Consider the following 15,587-nt stretch of genomic DNA (forward strand, 5'->3'; position numbering starts at 1 on the left):
CGCGCGGTGCGACAGGCCCGCTACAGCGCCAGGCCTTCGCTCTCGGCGAATTCGGTCAGCTTCTGCCGCATCGAGAAGCTGCCCGCCGGTGCCGCCAGCCACTCGGCCATCTTCGCCTCGGCCTTGGCGGCGTCGAGCTCGAGGATCATCGCCTTGACCGGGCCGTGCGCGGTCGCCGACAGCGACAGCGAGCGGTAGCCGAGCGCGATCAGCGCCAGCGCGCCGATCGGCTTCGACGCCATCTCACCGCATAGCGACACCGAGCGCTTGGCCGCCTTGGCCTTACGCACGATCTCCTGCAGGGCCCGCAGGATCGGCGTCGACAACGTGTCGAACCGTTCCGAGACCTTGGCATTGCCGCGGTCGACCGCGAACAGGAACTGGAACAGATCGTTGGATCCGACCGAGATGAAGTCGACCTTCGAAAGCAGCTCGTCGAGCTGATACAGCAGCGCCGGGACCTCGAGCATGGTGCCGACGTCGACGCGCTCCGGCAGCGTGTGGCCATGCTGGCGCAGATAGGTCAGCTCGCGCTCGACGATCGCCTTGGCGGTGTCAAACTCGGCGACCTCCGAGATCATCGGGAACATGATGCGCAGCGAGCGGCCGCCGCCGGCGCGCAGCAGCGCGCGGATCTGTCCCCGGAGCAGGCCGGGACGATCGAGCCCGAGGCGGATCGCGCGCCAGCCGAGCGCCGGATTTTCCTCGATCACGGTCTCCATGTAGGGCAGCGCCTTGTCGCCGCCGATGTCGAGTGTCCGGAACGTGACAGGCTTGTTGCCCGCGGCGTCGAGCACCGTGCGGTATAGCGCGAGCTGATCGCTGGAGCGCGGCAGGCTGGCCGAGACCATGAACTGCAGCTCGGTGCGGAACAGGCCGATGCCGGCGCTGCCGGTGTCCTCGATATGCGGCAGGTCGATGACCAGACCGGCGTTGATCATCAGTTCGATCGGCTGGCCGTCCTTGGTCACGCAGGGCTTGTTGCGCAGCTCGCCATATTGCGCCTGACGGCGGGCGCGGAAGCGCACCCGCTCGGCATAGGCGGATTCGATCTCCGACGACGGCCGCACATAGATCGAGCCGGAGGTGCCGTCGACGATGATGGCATCGCCGGGATCGGCGATGCCCGGCGCGTTCGGCACCTCGCCGACGGCGGGAATGCCGAGCGCGCGCGCCACGATCGCGACGTGCGAATTGGCGGTACCTTCCTCCAGCACGAGGCCGCGCAGCCGCTTGCGGTCGTAATCGAGCAGCGCCGCTGGACCCATCGCGCGTGCGATCAGGATGGCGTTGTCGGGCAGGTGCTCGCGCCGCGGCGCGTGGTCCTGGCCGACCAGCTGGCGCAGCAGCCGATAGCCGAGATCCTCGAGGTCGTGCAGCCGCTCGCGCAAGTAAGGATCGGTCGAGCGCAGCATGCGGGCGCGGGTGTCGGACTGCACGCGCTCGACGGCGGCCTCGGCCGTGAGGCCGGTGGCCACGGCCTCGTGCAGCTTGTGCGACCAGCCCTGATCGTTGGCGAACATGCGATAGGCTTCGAGCACCTCGCGATGCTCGCCGCCATCGGCGACGTCGCCGCGCTCCAGCATGCGGTCGAGATCGGCGCGCAGCTTCACCAAGGCCGCATCGAGCCGCTTGATCTCCTTGGGCAGATCCTCGGCGATGTAGTTGTTGACGACGACGCGCGGCTCGTGAAGCACGACATGGCCGAGTGCGATGCCGTCCGACAGCACCGCGCCGGTCTTGTGAATCGAATGCCGGACCGCAGGCTCCGCGCCGGGCTGCGCCAGCGCTGCGAGCTCGCCGGAGGCGATCATCTCGGCGAGCACCATCGCGGTGGTCTGCAGCGCCTCGACCTCTTCCTCGACATAGGTGCGCTTGGCGCGGTTCTGCACCACCAGAACGCCGAGCGTGTTGCCGGCGCGCAGGATCGGCACGCCCAGGAAGGAATGGTAGATCTCTTCGCCGGTCTCCGGGCGATAGGAGAAGGCCGGGTGGCTGTGTGCGTCGCTCAGATTGAGCGGGGTGGCCTCGCTGGCGACGAGGCCGACCAGGCCCTCATGCGCGCTCATCACCGTGATGTGCACGGCGTCGCGGTTCAGACCTTCGGTGGCGTAGAGTTCGAGCGTGTTGTCGACGCGCAGCACATAGACCGAGCAGACCTCCGCGACCATGTTGGCCGCGATCAGCACCACGATCTTGTCGAGCCGCTCCTGTGCCGAGACCTGCTCCGCCATGGTCTCGCGAAGCCGTCTGAGCAGGACGCGGGGGCCTCCCGACGTGCTTCGCATGTGGCACAATCCCCCTTCCTGGGACCACTCCGGCGGTTGACCGGACTGGCGCTAAACTCGCGAAATCGAACAGCTTTCTTGATTCGACCTCGTTACACGCCGAAGCTGCCGGGTCGAATCAGGACAACCATCACTGGAGCACAGTTCGCGGCAGCCATCCTGCGAGGCGTATAGCGAATTAGGGCTTGTTTTGCCAAGCAAAACGCCTGCCACCGGCGGCGGCGTCAACGGCTTTCGCGCACGTCTGCGCGATGTCCCGCTGTTACAGAACGGGACATCGGGCGTGACGGAGGAGGATTTTCTAGGCCTGATCGAGCCCGTAGAGCGTATGCAGCGTGCGGACGGCCAGTTCGGTATAGGCGGCGTCGATCAGCACCGAGAACTTGATCTCGGAGGTCGTGATCGCGCGGATGTTGATGTTGCGGGCGGCGAGTGCGGCAAAGCCCTTGGCGGCGACGCCGGCATGGCTGCGCATGCCCGAGCCGATCACCGACACCTTGGCGACGTCGGTCGCGGTATCCAGGCGCTGGTAGCCGATCTTGTCCTTGGCCGCCGTGATGGTCTCGCGGGCCCGGTTATAGTCGGTCGCCGGCACGGTGAACGTCAGGTCGGTGGTCTTGCCGTCCTCGGAGACGTTCTGAACGATCATGTCGACGTTGATGTTGGCGTCCGCCAGCGGCCCGAAGATCGAGGCGGCGATTCCCGGCTTGTCCTCGATCTGGCGCACCGAGATCTGGGCCTCGTCCTTGGAGAAGGCGATGCCGGTCACGACGTGATTTTCCATGATTTGTTCCTCGCTGCAGATCAGCGTCCCCGGCGGCTGGTTGGCGTGCGGGTCGATATCCTCGGGCTTGTCGAATGAGGAGCGGACGAAGATCGGCATGTTGTGGACCATGCCCAGTTCCACCGAGCGGACCTGCAGCACCTTGGCGCCCTGGGACGCCAGCTCCAGCATGTCCTCGAAGGCGATCTTGTCGAGCCGCTTGGCCTTCGGCACCACGCGCGGATCGGTGGTGTAGACGCCGTCGACGTCGGTATAGATGTCGCAGCGGTCGGCCTTGATGGCGGCCGCGATCGCCACCGCAGAGGTATCCGAGCCGCCGCGGCCGAGCGTGGTGATTCGATTCGTATCCGGATTGATGCCCTGGAAGCCGGCGATGACAGCCACTTCCTTGCGCTCCTGGAAGCGCTGGATCAGTTCGGAGCCGTCGATACCGACGATGCGGGCCGAGGCGTGGGCGTCGCTGGTGCGAATCGGGATCTGCCAGCCCTGCCAGGAGCGGGCCTGGATGCCCATGCTCTGCAGCACGATCGCCAGCAGGCCCGACGTGACCTGCTCGCCCGAGGCCACCACGGCATCGTATTCGCGCGCGTCGTGCATCGGCGAGGCTTCGGTGCACCAGGCCACCAGCTCGTTGGTCTTGCCGGACATCGCCGAGACCACCACGGCGACCTCATGACCGGCATCGACCTCGCGCTTGACGTGGCGCGCGACGTTGCGGATGCGGTCGATGTTGGCGACGGATGTGCCGCCGAATTTCAGCACGAGGCGACCCATGACGACGCGCTCATTCCCATCAGGAGGATAAGTTGACCGGCTCGCGCGGAAACCGGAGGCGCGCCAGCCGAAACGCGCGTATACATAGCGGCGCGGCTGGGGGCAAGACGGTTCCTTGCGGTGACGGAGTGGGGTAGAGGACTGGTATGGCGCGTTACATCGACGAAATCCTGCAACCCGGCGAGAAGGTGCTGTATTCGACCAATGCGCACTGGATGTTCTACCTTCCGGCGATCGGGGCCTGGATCGTCGTGTTTGGATTGCTCCTCCTCTCCCGCACGACCGTGAATGACAATCTCGTCATGCTCTGCCTGGCCACCTCCGCCGTGATCGCCGTCGTGGGCCTGTATTGGACGGTCAGGGCCTGGTTCCACCGCCTGACGACCGAGACCGACGTCACCAATCGCCGGGTCGTCCACAAAACCGGTTTCATCCGCCGCCGTACCTTCGAGATGGCGCTCGACAAGGTCGAGAGCGTCGACGTCAACCAGACCATCATGGGACGACTTCTCAATTATGGCGACGTCACCATCTTGGGTGTGGGCGAGGGCAAGGAAACCATTTCGACCATCGCGGAGCCGCTGGCGTTCCGGAACGCCATCACGGCGCGTTAGCGCCCCGCCGCGTCCAGCTTCGATCATTGAGTAATCACCGATGACAATGCCTCAGGATTCCCGCAGCAGCCCTGTTTCTCCAGGCTCGACCGTCGACCCTGCCGAGATCGCAAAATTCTCGAAATTGTCCGAGACCTGGTGGGACCCCAAGGGCAAGATGGCGCCCCTGCACAAGATCAATCCGCTGCGCCTGACCTACATTCGCGATGCCGCCTGCCGGAAGTTCGAGCGCAACGCCAAGAGCCTCAACTGCCTGTCGGGCCTGCGCATGCTCGACATCGGCTGCGGCGCCGGCCTGCTGTGCGAGCCGTTCACGCGGCTCGGCGCCCAGGTCGTCGGCGTCGATCCCTCGGCGAGCAACATCGCTGCCGCCAAGCTGCATGCCGAGAAGGGGCACCTCTCCATCGACTATCGCTGCACCACCATCGAGGAGATGGACCCGCGCGAGCGCTTCGACATCGTGCTGGCGATGGAGGTCGTCGAGCACGTCACCGACGTCGGCGCCTTCCTCGGCCGCTGTGCGGCGGTGCTGAAGCCGGGCGGCCTGATGGTCGTCTCGACCCTCAACCGCAACTGGAAGAGTTTTGCGCTCGCCATCGTCGGCGCCGAATACGTCCTGCGCTGGCTGCCGCGCGGCACCCATGAATGGAGCAAGTTCGTCACGCCGGACGAACTGACGAAATACCTGCTCGACAACCGCCTGGTCATCACCGAGCAGAGCGGCGTCGTCTACAGCCCCTTCGCCGACCGCTGGAGCCTGTCGGCCGACATGGACGTGAACTACATGATGGTCGCGGAGCAGATGGTGTAGCGGAGCGCCGGTCCTTCGCGTCGCTGGTTCAGCCCGACTGCCACTCCACCGCCGGTGTCGTCCCTGCGAACGCACAACAAAACCATGAAAGGCAGGACCAGGCTTCAGGAGAACCCGCATCGACCCAACGCCCTCGAGTGGGCGGCATGGATTATCGCAAAGCTTGGGGGATGGACCGGCTACGCCTCGCACCGGCCTCCCGGGCCAATCACCTTTCACAACGGAATGACCCGCTTCCAAATCCTCGTTGCCGGCAAGGCCCTCCAAATCGTGTAGAAACCCTAGTGCGTTGGCAGGGACGACACCGGTTGCGTGGCGCGAACTTAGCATGAGTCGCTGGGACTTGCTTTTTCCCCCGAGGTCGAGAGGCGATCTTGCGACTTGCAATCCTGACATGCGGCTGAACTGCCGCCTGCGCTGTTGACCCTGCGCTTCGCGCTGGTCACGGTGGCCGGCCCTCACAGACGCCGTGTCCCCCATGCTCTCCATCACCTCGCTCTGGATCCCCTTCACCCTCGTCGCCGCCGCCGGCCAGGTCGCGCGCAACGCGATGCAGCGGTCGTTGACGGCCAGGCTCGGCACCTGGGGCGCGACCAATATCCGTTTCCTGTTCGGCTTTCCGTTCTCGCTGGTGTTCCTGACGGCGGTGCTGCTGGCGACCGGCGACCGTCTGCCATGGCCCTCCGCAAGCTTCTGGCCGTGGCTGCTGCTCGGCGCGCTCAGCCAGATCATCGCCACCGGCCTGATGCTGCTGGCGATGACCGATCGGTCCTTCGTGGTCACGACCGCCTATCTCAAGACAGAGGCAATCCAGACCGCGATCTTCGGCTTCATCTTCCTCGGTGATCCGCTCTCGCTTCCAAAGGTGATCGCGATCCTGATCGCCACCATCGGCGTCGTCATCACCGCGCTCCGGCCGGGTGGCGAAAAGAGCTTTGCCGAGTTGAAGCCGACTGTGACGGGGTTGGTCGCCGCCGCGGCGTTCGCGTTGTCGGCCGTCGGTTTTCGCGGCGCCATCATCACCGTCGACGGCGTGTCCTTCGTCACGGCGGCGTCCACCACGCTGGTCTGGGGCCTGTTCGTGCAGACGGCGATCCTGACCGTCTATCTGCTGGCGCGCGCGCCGGACATCCTGCGCGGCATCCTGTCGCTGTGGCGACCGTCGATGATGGCGGGCTTCGTCGGCGCCTTCGCCTCGCAGTTCTGGTTCCTGGCGTTTGCACTGACGGCCGCGGCGAACGTCCGCACGCTGGCGCTGGTCGAGGTGCTGTTCGCGCAAGGGGTGTCGTACTACTCGTTCAAGCAGCCGGTCTCGCTGCGCGAGATCGTCGGCATCGCGCTGATCGTGGCCGGCGTGGCGCTGCTGATTGCGGTGTAATCAGCCTTTGATCGCAATCAGCACGGCGCCCGATGCGATCAGCGCGATGCCGATCCAGCCCTGCAGGCTCGGCCGCTCGCCGAGAAAGACGACGCCGAACAGCGCCACCAGAACGACGCTGAGCTTGTCGATCGGCGCGACCAGGGTCGCGGGCCCGAGCTTCAGGGCGCGGAAATAGCACAGCCAGGACGCGCCGGTGCCAAGCGCCGACAGCGTCAGGAAGATCCAGCTCTTGGCCGAGATCGGGCCTGGGCTGGTGAGCTGGCCTGTCGCAAACAGGATCAGCGCCAAGGTCACCAGCACGATCGCGGTGCGGATCAGCGTGGCGAGGTCGGAGTTCAGCCCCTCGACGCCGACCTTGGCGAAGATGGCGGTGAGCGCGGCGAAGAATGCGGAGAGCAGCGCCCAGAGCTGCCAGGAGGAGGAGAGGGGGGACATCCTTGCTCCGTCATTCCGGGGCGGACGCAACGCGTCCGAACCCGGAATCTCGAGATTTGATGCGGCGCTCGTTTCGCGAGATTCCGGGTTCACCTGCTTGCGCAGGTGCCCCGGAATGACGGACTTCGCCCGTCAATTCCGATCGTCCGGCAGCACCGGGATCGGTGCGACCTCGATGCCTTCCTCGATCAACTCGCGGGCCTCATCGAGCGAGGCCTCGCCGTAGATCGGCCGGTGCTCGGTCTCACCATAATGCATCTTGCGCGCTTCGGTGGGGAAGCGCTCGCCGACGTCGTCGGCGTTCTTGACGATGTGGTCGCGCAGCTCCTTGAGCTTGGCGCGCAGCTCGCGCTCCTGCGCCATCATCAGCGATGTCGATCCCGGCGGAATCACCTCCTGCGCCGGCACCGGCGCGGGAGCCGAGGGGACAGGGACTGCCTCGCGGCCCTTGTTGCTGACGATGCGCGGCGCCATGATCGCCTTCTCGATCCTCGTCGAGCCGCAGGTCGGGCATTCCACCAGCTTGCGCTTCACCTGCGACTCGTAAGCCGAGGAGGTCTGAAACCAGCTTTCGAACGTGTGATCACGCTCGCAGCGCAGCGCGTAGCGGATCATGCCGAGCCCCGCACCAGGTGCAGATAATCGGGGCCGCCCTTGGGATCGGCGATGCCGAAGCGGCGGCCGTGCTGCAGCGAGGGGATGGTCTGGCGCACGCTCTCGACACGCGACGGATCGATGCGCGCCAGGATCACGCCGGGCTCGACGCCGCCCTCGGCGAGGATTTCGCCCCAGGGATCGATGATCAGCGAATGGCCGAAGGTCTCGCGCTTGTTCTCGTGCAGGCCGCATTGCGCGGCGGCGAACACGAAGCAGCCGGTCTCGATGGCGCGGGCGCGCAGCAGGGTGTGCCAATGCGCCTCGCCGGTCTTGCGGGTGAACGCCGAGGGCACGCTGATGAACGAGGCGCCGCTCTCGGCCAGCGCGCGGTACAGCGCCGGGAAGCGGACGTCGTAGCAGATGGTGAGACCCAGTCGGCCCCACGGCAGATCGCTGATGACCGCCGTCTCGCCCGGCTGGTAGTTCGCCGACTCGCGATAGCTCTCACCGCCCGGCAGGTCGATGTCGAACATGTGGATCTTGTCATAGCTCGCCAACACGTTGCCGTCGGGCCCGATCAGGAAGGAGCGGTTCACCGCCTTCTCTGCCGAGAAGCGCAGCGCCAGCGATCCGATGTGCAGATGGATGTTCAGCTCCTTGGCCAGCGCGCGATAGGCCTTCAGCGAGGGATCGTCGTCCTCGCTCTTGAGCTGCTCGAACAGCGCCGTCCGGTTGAGCTGCATCATGTTGCTCACTTCGGGCGTCTGGACGTATTGCGCGCCCTGCGCGACCGCTTCCCGGATCAGCCTGGTGCCCTGCTCGAGGCTCGGCTCGGGCAGCAGCGAGGTGCGCATCTGCACCATGGCGGCGGTAAAGCTGCGGTCGTTGCTCATGACGTCGCCTTGTCTCCGGCCAGCATGGCGTCGAGCCTGCCCTCGCGATCGAGCGCATAGAGATCGTCGCAACCGCCGACATGGGTCTTGCCGATGAAGATCTGCGGAAAGGTCGAGCCCGGGCCGACGCGGTCATACATCTGCTGCCGGACGTTCGGATCCTTGCCCGCGTCGTGCTCGGTGAAAGAAACGTTCTTGCGGGTCAGGAGCGATTTGGCGGCCGTGCAGTAGCCGCATCCCGGACGGGTATAGATTTCGATCGCAGCGGTCATGTCGCGCTCAGCTGTTACGGAACGTCAGATTATATGGGAGCGCGGGGCGCATCGACAACCCGGGCGAAGACCAGCACGCTGACCTCCGCCGCCTTGGCGCGGAGCAGGGCGCGGGCGCAGGCATCGACGGTCGCTCCGGTGGTCAGGACGTCGTCGACGATGACGATGCGTCGACCCTGCACGTCATGCAGGCGGTCTGGAGATACCTGGAATGCGCCCTGCACATTGCTGGCGCGCTGGGGGCGCGACAGCCCGACCTGCTGCTCCGTCGCGCGCACGCGGCGGAGCGCGTCGCCCTGCAGGCGGACGCCGCTGGATCGGGCGATCACACGGGCGAGCGCGCCGGACTGGTTGTAGCGGCGGGAAAAGCCACGCCGCCAGTGCAAGGGTACGGGGACCACGAGATCGGCCTCGGCAAGCAGCTCGCGGCCGGCCCGGGCCATCCAGCGGCCCATGATCGGCGCCAGATCGGTGCGGTCCTGATATTTCAGCTGATGCACCAGGGTGCGGGCGACCTCGTCGTAGCGCACGGCGGCGCGGGCGCGGGCGTAGGCCGGCGGCGCCGCGATCGCCTCCATCGACAACAGTTCGGGGCCGGGGTCGTAGACGAAGGGAATGCCGAGCTTCGGGCAATAGGGCCGCTCGATGAACGACAATTTGCCCCAGCAGGCGGCGCAGACACCCTCGCCATCGACCGGCTCGCGGCAGGAGATGCACAGCGTCGGCAAGGCGATGTCGAGCGCGAGCTTGGCGACATGAGCGAGGCCCCCATGCAGCGCGTTGGCGGCTGCACGGATTCGCCCCGCGCTGATTGGAGCAAAGGTCACACCCATCTGTTGACGCTAGCGCCGCGACCGGCCCGGCTCAAGCGGCGCATTGCTCGCCCCGAAGGATCGGCGTAACCAGCCCCCATGACCCAGCCTGCCACAGCCCCCGTCCTGTTCGATCGACACCTGCTTGCGCGCAGGCAACGGCGGGCTGCGCACGGGCCGGAGACATTCCTGCTGGAGCGCGTTGCCGAGGATCTCGGCGATCGTCTGGCCGCGGTGAACCGGACCTTCACGGATGTCGCCGACGTCTGGACCCCTGGTGCAGGACTGAAGCCATATCTGCCTGGGTCCATCTCGCAGTTGGCGCATATTGCTCCACCCGACACGGCCGATGAGCGGTTGCCGCTGACGCCGCAATCGCTCGACCTGGCGCTGTCGGCGCTGGCCTTCCAGTTCGTCAACGACTTGCCCGGGCTGCTGGTGCAGATCCGCCGCGCCCTGCGCCCGGATGGGCTGCTGCTCGCGGCGATGATCGGCGGCGATACGCTGACCGAGCTCAGGCAGAGTTTTGCGGCGGCCGAGGCCGAATGCGAAGGCGGCGTGTCGCCGCGGGTTGCGCCGTTTGCCGATCTGCGCGACATCGGCGGCCTGTTGCAGCGGGCGGGCTTCGCGCTGCCTGTGACCGATGTCGACCGGGTCGTGGTTCGCTATGGCAGCGCCTTCGGTCTGATGCAGGATCTCCGCCGCATGGGCGCGGCCAACAGCCTGGTCGAGCGCCGCCGCACGCCGCTGCGGCGCGCGACCCTGCTGCGCATGGCCGAGATCTATGCCGAGCGCTTCGCCGACCCCGACGGCCGTATCCGCGCTACCTTCGACATCATCTGGATCTCCGGCTGGTCGCCGCATGACAGCCAGCAGAAGCCGCTGAAGCCGGGCTCGGCGACGGCGAGTTTGGAGGCGGCGGTGAAGCGTGTGCCGCACTCCAATGAGGGCGACTAGCTACACTCGTCATCGCCGGGCTTGACCCGGCGATCCATCCTCTTTTTCGCAGGATGATGGATGCGCGGGCCTTCGCCGCGCCGAAGGGCTTCGGCCCCGCAGGCGGGTCAAGCCCGCGCATGACGAGTGAGGGTGGGGACGGGCGCAGCGGCTCACATCAGCAAATCGATCAGATGCGGCAGCAGCGGAATGTCCGCAGGCGGCATCGGATAGTCGCGCAGCTTGTTCGGCCGCACCCAGGCCAGTTGCTGGCCCTCGCGCGCGGTCACCACGCCTTCCCAGCGCCGGCAGATGTACAGCGGCATCAGCAGGTGGAACGTCTCATAGGCGTGGCTCGCGAACGTCAGCGGCGCAAGGCAGGCCTCGCGCACGGTGATGCCGAGTTCCTCGTCGAGTTCGCGGATCAGGCTGGCCTCGGGGCGCTCGCCCGGCTCCAGCTTGCCGCCGGGAAACTCCCAGAGGTCCGCGAGCGTCTTGCCGGGCGGCCGCTGCGCCAGCAGCACGCGATTGTCGGCATCGACGAGGGCGCAGGCGACCACGAGGGTGAGTTTCAAGTCGGGCATGATCCGGTCGGGTGGCTGGGAGCGCACGCCACCGCTGGTTCAGACTGAACGAGCCGGCTGCGCTGGTGAGGATTTCTTAACCTAAGCCGTTTCGAGCCGTCTTTCCACGATTGAAATAAGCCAACCTTAATTGGCTCACGCGTATTTTCACGGGTGTCAGTCGTGGCTTCCTCATGGTTCGTTAGGCATCTTTCATGCGATTTTTAACTGACCTGCTCGCCCGCTTGCGCCGCGACGTCAGCGGCAATGTTGCCGTGACCTTCGCCATCGTCTGCGTGCCGGTGATCACGGCGGTCGGCTGTGGCATCGACTACAGCCGGAACAACCAGATGCGGGCCAAGCTGCAGGCGGCGGTGGACGCCGCGTCCGTCGGCGCGGTGTCGAGGACCGCGCCGGCCTTCATCGCGGCGGGTTCCATGACCGGCGACGGCCCGATCGCGGTCGGAAACGACGATGCGCGCAAGATCTTCAACGGCAACATGTCCGGGACGTCCGGCTATACGCTGAACAGTCTCACGCCGGACGTGAAGAAGTCGGGCTCGGTCGTGAGCGCCACGGTGTCGTTCTCGGCCACGGTGCCGACGCTGTTCATGAGCATCGTCGGGTTCAAGACCATGACGCTGCAGGGCTCGTCGACGGCGAAGGCCTCGATGCCGAAATACATCGACTTCTACCTGCTGCTCGACAATTCGCCCTCGATGGGCGTCGCGGCCACGCCCGACGATGTGACCAAGATGGTCAACAACACGTCCGACAAGTGTGCCTTCGCCTGCCACGACTACAATGATTCCAACAACTACTATAATCTTGCGAAGAAGCTTGGCGTCACCACGCGCATCGACGTGCTGCGCAGCGCCACCCAGCAGCTGATGGACAAGGCGGCGGCCACGCAGACCTATCCCAATCAGTTCCGCATGGCGCTGTACGATTTCGGCGCGGCGTCGAAGACGATCGGCCTGCGCTCCTTGTTCGCGCTGTCGTCCAATTTGTCGAGCGCCAAGAGCGCCGCCGGGAATATCGACCTGATGGGTGTCTACGGCAACAACGATGCCTATACCGCCGACAAAGACACGCCGTTCTCGACTGTGTTCCCGGCGATCAACAACGAGATCTCGACGCCCGGTGACGGCACCACGGGCTCGCCGCTGAAATACCTGTTCTTCGTCTCCGACGGCGTTGCCGACGAAAGCAATGCGGCCTGCCTGAAGGCGAAGGCGAGCGGTAACCGATGCCAGTCGCCGCTCAATCCGGCGCTGTGCACCGCGCTGAAGAACCGCGGCATCAAGATCGCCGTGCTCTACACGACCTATCTGCAGCTGCCGACCAACAGCTGGTACATGAGCTGGATCGATCCCTTCAACAAGGGTCCGTTCGGGCCGTCGCCGAACAGCGAGATTGCGCAGAACATGCAAGCTTGCGCGTCTGACGGATACTACACCGAGGTGTCTCCTACCCAGGGCATCGCCGAAGCGCTGAGGAAGCTGTTCGACAGAGCGGTCGCCGACGCCCGGATCGCGAGTTGAGCGATTGCAGGGCGCCTCCGAGGGGGCGCTCCTCAGTTGCAGCCAGTTCAGTTGCAGCCAGTCGGCTCAGGAGCGGTAGTCGCCGTTGATCGCGACATACTCCTTGGTGAGGTCGCAGGTCAGCACGCGGTCGCGGCCCTTGCCGAGGCCGAGCGCGACCTTGATCTGAACTTTCTGCGCCTTCATGGCCTTGGAGACCTCCGCCTCGTCATAGGACGGATCGCGCGCGCCCTTCGACGCCACGCGGATGCCGTTGAACGAGATCGACAGTCTGTCGCGATCGGCCGGCTCGCCGGCCTTGCCGACGGCCATCACGACGCGGCCCCAATTGGCGTCCTCGCCGGCGATCGCGGTCTTCACCAGCGGCGAGTTGGCAATGGACATGGCGATCTTGCGCGCCGACGGCTTGCTCTTGGCGCCCTCGACGATGATCTCGACCAGCTTGCGCGCGCCCTCGCCGTCGCGGGCGACCTGCTCGGCGAGGTCGGCCAGCACGGCGTTGAACGCCTTCACGAACGCCTTCGCGCGCGGGTCGCTGGCGCGGCTGATCTTCGGCGCGCCCTTCGCCGCGGCGGCACCGGTGGCGAAGGCGAGCAGGGTGTCGGAGGTCGAGGTGTCGCCGTCGATCGTCACCGCATTGAACGTGTCCTCGACACCGGCCTTGAGCAGCGCCTGCAGCGCCGGCGCCGTGATCGGCGCGTCGGTGAAGACGAACGACAGCATCGTCGCCATGTCGGGCGCGATCATGCCGGCGCCCTTGGCCATGCCGTTGATCGTCACCTTGGCCTTGCCGAGCTTCACGGTGGCGGTCGCGACCTTCGGGAAGGTGTCGGTGGTCATGATGGCGCGCGCGGCGCCCATCCAGTCGTCAGGCGCGGCGGTGCCGGCGAGGCCCTCGAGCACGCCGTCGAACTTGGTGGCGTCAAGCGGCTCGCCGATGACGCCGGTGGAGGCGAGGAAGATCTCGTCCTGCTTGCAGCCGACCGCCTTGGCGGCGATCGCGGCCGTCAGCGCCGTCGATTGCTTGCCGGTCTTGCCGGTGAAGGCGTTGGCGTTGCCGGAATTGACCACCAGCGCGCGCGCCTTGCCGCCCTTCAATTTGGCGCGGCACCATTCGACCGGGGCCGACGGGCATTTCGACAGCGTGAACACGCCGGCGACCGTGGTGCCGGGATCGAGCAGCGCCAGCAGCACGTCGGTGCGATTCTTGTAGCGGATGCCCGCCGCGGCGGTCGCGAGCCTGACGCCGGCGAGCGCCGGCATCTCGGGGACTTCGGTCGGGGCGAGCGGGGAGACGGCTGAGGACATCGGAGAGGCTTCCGGCAGGATTGGCGGGAAGCGCTCTGTATCATCTCGGTCAATGATACGGGAGAGGCTTGCAACACCCACGGTGTCATCCCCGCGAACGCGGGGATCCATAACCACAGGATTTCGTCGTGATCCGCGGTATGAGCCGCGTGCCCATTCCCAACATCACGCGGTATGGGTCCCGGCTCAAGGCCGGGACGACACCTGTTGTGACGCGGCGGTGACGGCTCTCTGACGACTGTCTTACGAGCTGACGCCGGCGCGCCTCAAGCGGAGCAAACCGCTTACTTCTTCGCCGGCTCGGCCGGCTTCGCGTCCGCCGGCTTGGCGGCATCGGCGGCCGGCTTGTCCATGCGCTCGATCTTCGCCGCCTCGCGCAGCTTGCTGACATAGTCGGCCTGGGCCTTGCGGGTCACGTAGGTCTCGATCTGGCTCTTGACCTGGTCGAACTCCGGCGGCTTGCGGTTGCGCTTCTCTTCCACCTTGATGATGTGCCAGCCGAACTGCGTCTTCACCGGGTCGGAGATCTTGCCCGGCTCCATCGCGAAGGCGACGTTGGCGAATTCCGGCACCATCTGCTCCTTGGTGAAGAAGCCGAGGTCGCCGCCATCCGACGCGCCCGGATCCTTCGACTTTTTCTTGGCGAGCTCGGCGAAGTCGGCGCCCTTGGCGAGCTCGGCCTTGACGGCCTTGGCCTCGTCCTCGGTCTCGACCAGGATGTGGCGCGCATGCACCTCCTGCTCGCCGCCGATCTGCTTGGAAGCCTCCTCATAGACCTTCTTCATCGAGTCCGGCGTGGTCGCGGCCTTGCCCTCGCTGGCGAGCAGGCTGTCCATCAGCAGGCGGTTGCGGGTGAAGGCGAGGCGCTTCTTGAAGTCTTCGCTGTCACCGACCTTCTTGTCCTCGGCCGCCTTGGCGACGAGCTTCATGTCGATCAGGAACGACAGCACGTTCTCGTCCTTGGTCGCCGGATCCATCTGGGCGAGGCTCGGCCCGAGCTCCTCCTCCGCGAGCGTGACGTCGCTCTTGCGGATTTCGGCGCCGTTCACCTTGGCCAGCACCGGGTTGGCATCGTCGGCGGCGCGCGCGGGGGCGACCAGCAGGGACAATGCGAGACTGCCGGCGAGAGCGGTGGCTAGGCCGAAGCGCAGGCCGGTTTTCGTAACCGGGAACGACGTGGTCATGGAAAATCCTTGTTCTGAAGAGGGGCTCGAGGGGCGTTACCTCTGGGCGGCGGGGACACTCGCCCAATCGTCGTGCCTTGGCAACGCGAAAAGTCTGTCAATTTCGTGAAATCGGCGACAGGTTCGGGGCGGATGTCCTGGTGTCGGGCGCCGTTGACAACGTTCCCCCCCAGCCATATCTCTGCCCGATCGCTTCAAGGGCGATAGCGCTTATTTTGCTGCGTTTTTGGCCGTTGAACCCTGGTTTGCTCGTCTCCCACTCATCTGACGGCCGCCTGATGGCGCCGACGTTCGAGCCTGGCGCGGCTGCTGCGGTGCATCACGCCGGGAACAGCAAACCCAAACCATGAGTTACGGCTGCAACGCAGACCCATTAGAGGCAGGATTTCAG

At 66.0% G+C, this 15,587-nt stretch carries 15 protein-coding genes; 5 read left to right on the forward strand and 10 right to left on the reverse strand.

Features of this window, described 5'->3' with window-relative positions; genetic code table 11:
- Positions 1-20 precede the first annotated feature (20 nt).
- Entirely contained in the window at positions 21-2,288 is a 2,268-nt protein-coding gene (gene ptsP / locus QXZ94_RS28145; RefSeq protein WP_315723903.1) for a phosphoenolpyruvate--protein phosphotransferase, read from the reverse strand.
- Between the two features lie 301 nt (positions 2,289-2,589).
- Positions 2,590-3,846 (reverse strand): aspartate kinase, encoded by a 1,257-nt coding sequence (locus tag QXZ94_RS28150; RefSeq protein WP_172114461.1) that lies wholly within the window; start codon positions 3,844-3,846, stop codon positions 2,590-2,592.
- Positions 3,847-3,992: 146 nt separating this feature from the next.
- Here QXZ94_RS28150 and QXZ94_RS28155 point away from each other — a divergent pair, with 146 nt between their 5' ends.
- The 3 genes from QXZ94_RS28155 (at position 3,993) to QXZ94_RS28165 (ending at position 6,649) form a co-directional block, all read left to right on the forward strand.
- The gene (locus tag QXZ94_RS28155; protein ID WP_315723905.1) at positions 3,993-4,460 is read left to right on the forward strand and encodes a PH domain-containing protein; all 468 of its coding nucleotides are present in this window, start codon (positions 3,993-3,995) and stop codon (positions 4,458-4,460) included.
- 46 nt (positions 4,461-4,506) lie between these two features.
- Positions 4,507-5,271, forward strand: a complete 765-nt coding sequence (gene ubiG / locus QXZ94_RS28160) for a bifunctional 2-polyprenyl-6-hydroxyphenol methylase/3-demethylubiquinol 3-O-methyltransferase UbiG (RefSeq protein WP_409998571.1) — start codon at positions 4,507-4,509, stop codon at positions 5,269-5,271.
- 478 nt (positions 5,272-5,749) lie between these two features.
- On the forward strand, positions 5,750-6,649 hold the full coding sequence (locus QXZ94_RS28165; RefSeq protein ID WP_315723909.1) for a DMT family transporter: 900 nt from the start codon (positions 5,750-5,752) through the stop codon (positions 6,647-6,649).
- On the opposite strand, the gene QXZ94_RS28170 is transcribed toward QXZ94_RS28165, so the two are convergent.
- From QXZ94_RS28170 to QXZ94_RS28190, 5 genes are all read right to left on the reverse strand, one after another.
- The gene (locus tag QXZ94_RS28170) at positions 6,650-7,087 is read right to left on the reverse strand and encodes an EamA family transporter (protein ID WP_315723911.1); all 438 of its coding nucleotides are present in this window, start codon (positions 7,085-7,087) and stop codon (positions 6,650-6,652) included.
- Positions 7,088-7,219: 132 nt separating this feature from the next.
- Positions 7,220-7,702, reverse strand: a complete 483-nt coding sequence (locus QXZ94_RS28175; protein WP_315723913.1) for a DUF1178 family protein — start codon at positions 7,700-7,702, stop codon at positions 7,220-7,222.
- Complete coding sequence (locus QXZ94_RS28180; protein ID WP_315723915.1) at positions 7,699-8,577, reverse strand: carbon-nitrogen hydrolase family protein; 879 nt, start codon at positions 8,575-8,577, stop codon at positions 7,699-7,701. The genes QXZ94_RS28175 and QXZ94_RS28180 overlap by 4 nt, the downstream gene beginning before the upstream one ends.
- Entirely contained in the window at positions 8,574-8,849 is a 276-nt protein-coding gene (gene grxC / locus QXZ94_RS28185; RefSeq protein ID WP_315723917.1) for a glutaredoxin 3, read from the reverse strand. Before grxC ends, QXZ94_RS28180 begins: the two co-directional genes overlap by 4 nt.
- A gap of 29 nt (positions 8,850-8,878) precedes the next feature.
- Complete coding sequence (locus QXZ94_RS28190) at positions 8,879-9,682, reverse strand: ComF family protein (protein ID WP_315723919.1); 804 nt, start codon at positions 9,680-9,682, stop codon at positions 8,879-8,881.
- A gap of 78 nt (positions 9,683-9,760) precedes the next feature.
- Between QXZ94_RS28190 and QXZ94_RS28195 the strand changes: the two genes are divergently transcribed.
- Positions 9,761-10,618 (forward strand): methyltransferase domain-containing protein, encoded by an 858-nt coding sequence (locus QXZ94_RS28195; RefSeq protein ID WP_315723921.1) that lies wholly within the window; start codon positions 9,761-9,763, stop codon positions 10,616-10,618.
- A 152-nt stretch (positions 10,619-10,770) separates the two neighbouring features.
- Here the strand turns inward: QXZ94_RS28195 and QXZ94_RS28200 are convergent, their stop codons facing one another.
- Positions 10,771-11,181 carry a (deoxy)nucleoside triphosphate pyrophosphohydrolase gene (locus tag QXZ94_RS28200; RefSeq protein ID WP_315723923.1) on the reverse strand — a complete coding sequence of 137 codons (411 nt, stop codon included), beginning with the start codon at positions 11,179-11,181 and terminating at the stop codon, positions 10,771-10,773.
- Positions 11,182-11,375: 194 nt separating this feature from the next.
- On the opposite strand from QXZ94_RS28200, the gene QXZ94_RS28205 reads away from it, so the two are divergent.
- Positions 11,376-12,704, forward strand: a complete 1,329-nt coding sequence (locus tag QXZ94_RS28205) for a TadE/TadG family type IV pilus assembly protein (RefSeq protein WP_315723925.1) — start codon at positions 11,376-11,378, stop codon at positions 12,702-12,704.
- A 66-nt stretch (positions 12,705-12,770) separates the two neighbouring features.
- Here the strand turns inward: QXZ94_RS28205 and argJ are convergent, their stop codons facing one another.
- Entirely contained in the window at positions 12,771-14,012 is a 1,242-nt protein-coding gene (argJ, locus tag QXZ94_RS28210; RefSeq protein WP_315723927.1) for a bifunctional glutamate N-acetyltransferase/amino-acid acetyltransferase ArgJ, read from the reverse strand.
- Positions 14,013-14,296: 284 nt separating this feature from the next.
- The gene (locus QXZ94_RS28215; RefSeq protein ID WP_315723928.1) at positions 14,297-15,196 is read right to left on the reverse strand and encodes a peptidylprolyl isomerase; all 900 of its coding nucleotides are present in this window, start codon (positions 15,194-15,196) and stop codon (positions 14,297-14,299) included.
- Between the last annotated feature and the right edge of the window lie 391 nt (positions 15,197-15,587).

The organism is Bradyrhizobium sp. SZCCHNS2022, assembly GCF_032377575.1.
GTDB classification, from domain to species: Bacteria; Pseudomonadota; Alphaproteobacteria; order Rhizobiales; family Xanthobacteraceae; genus Bradyrhizobium; species Bradyrhizobium aeschynomenes.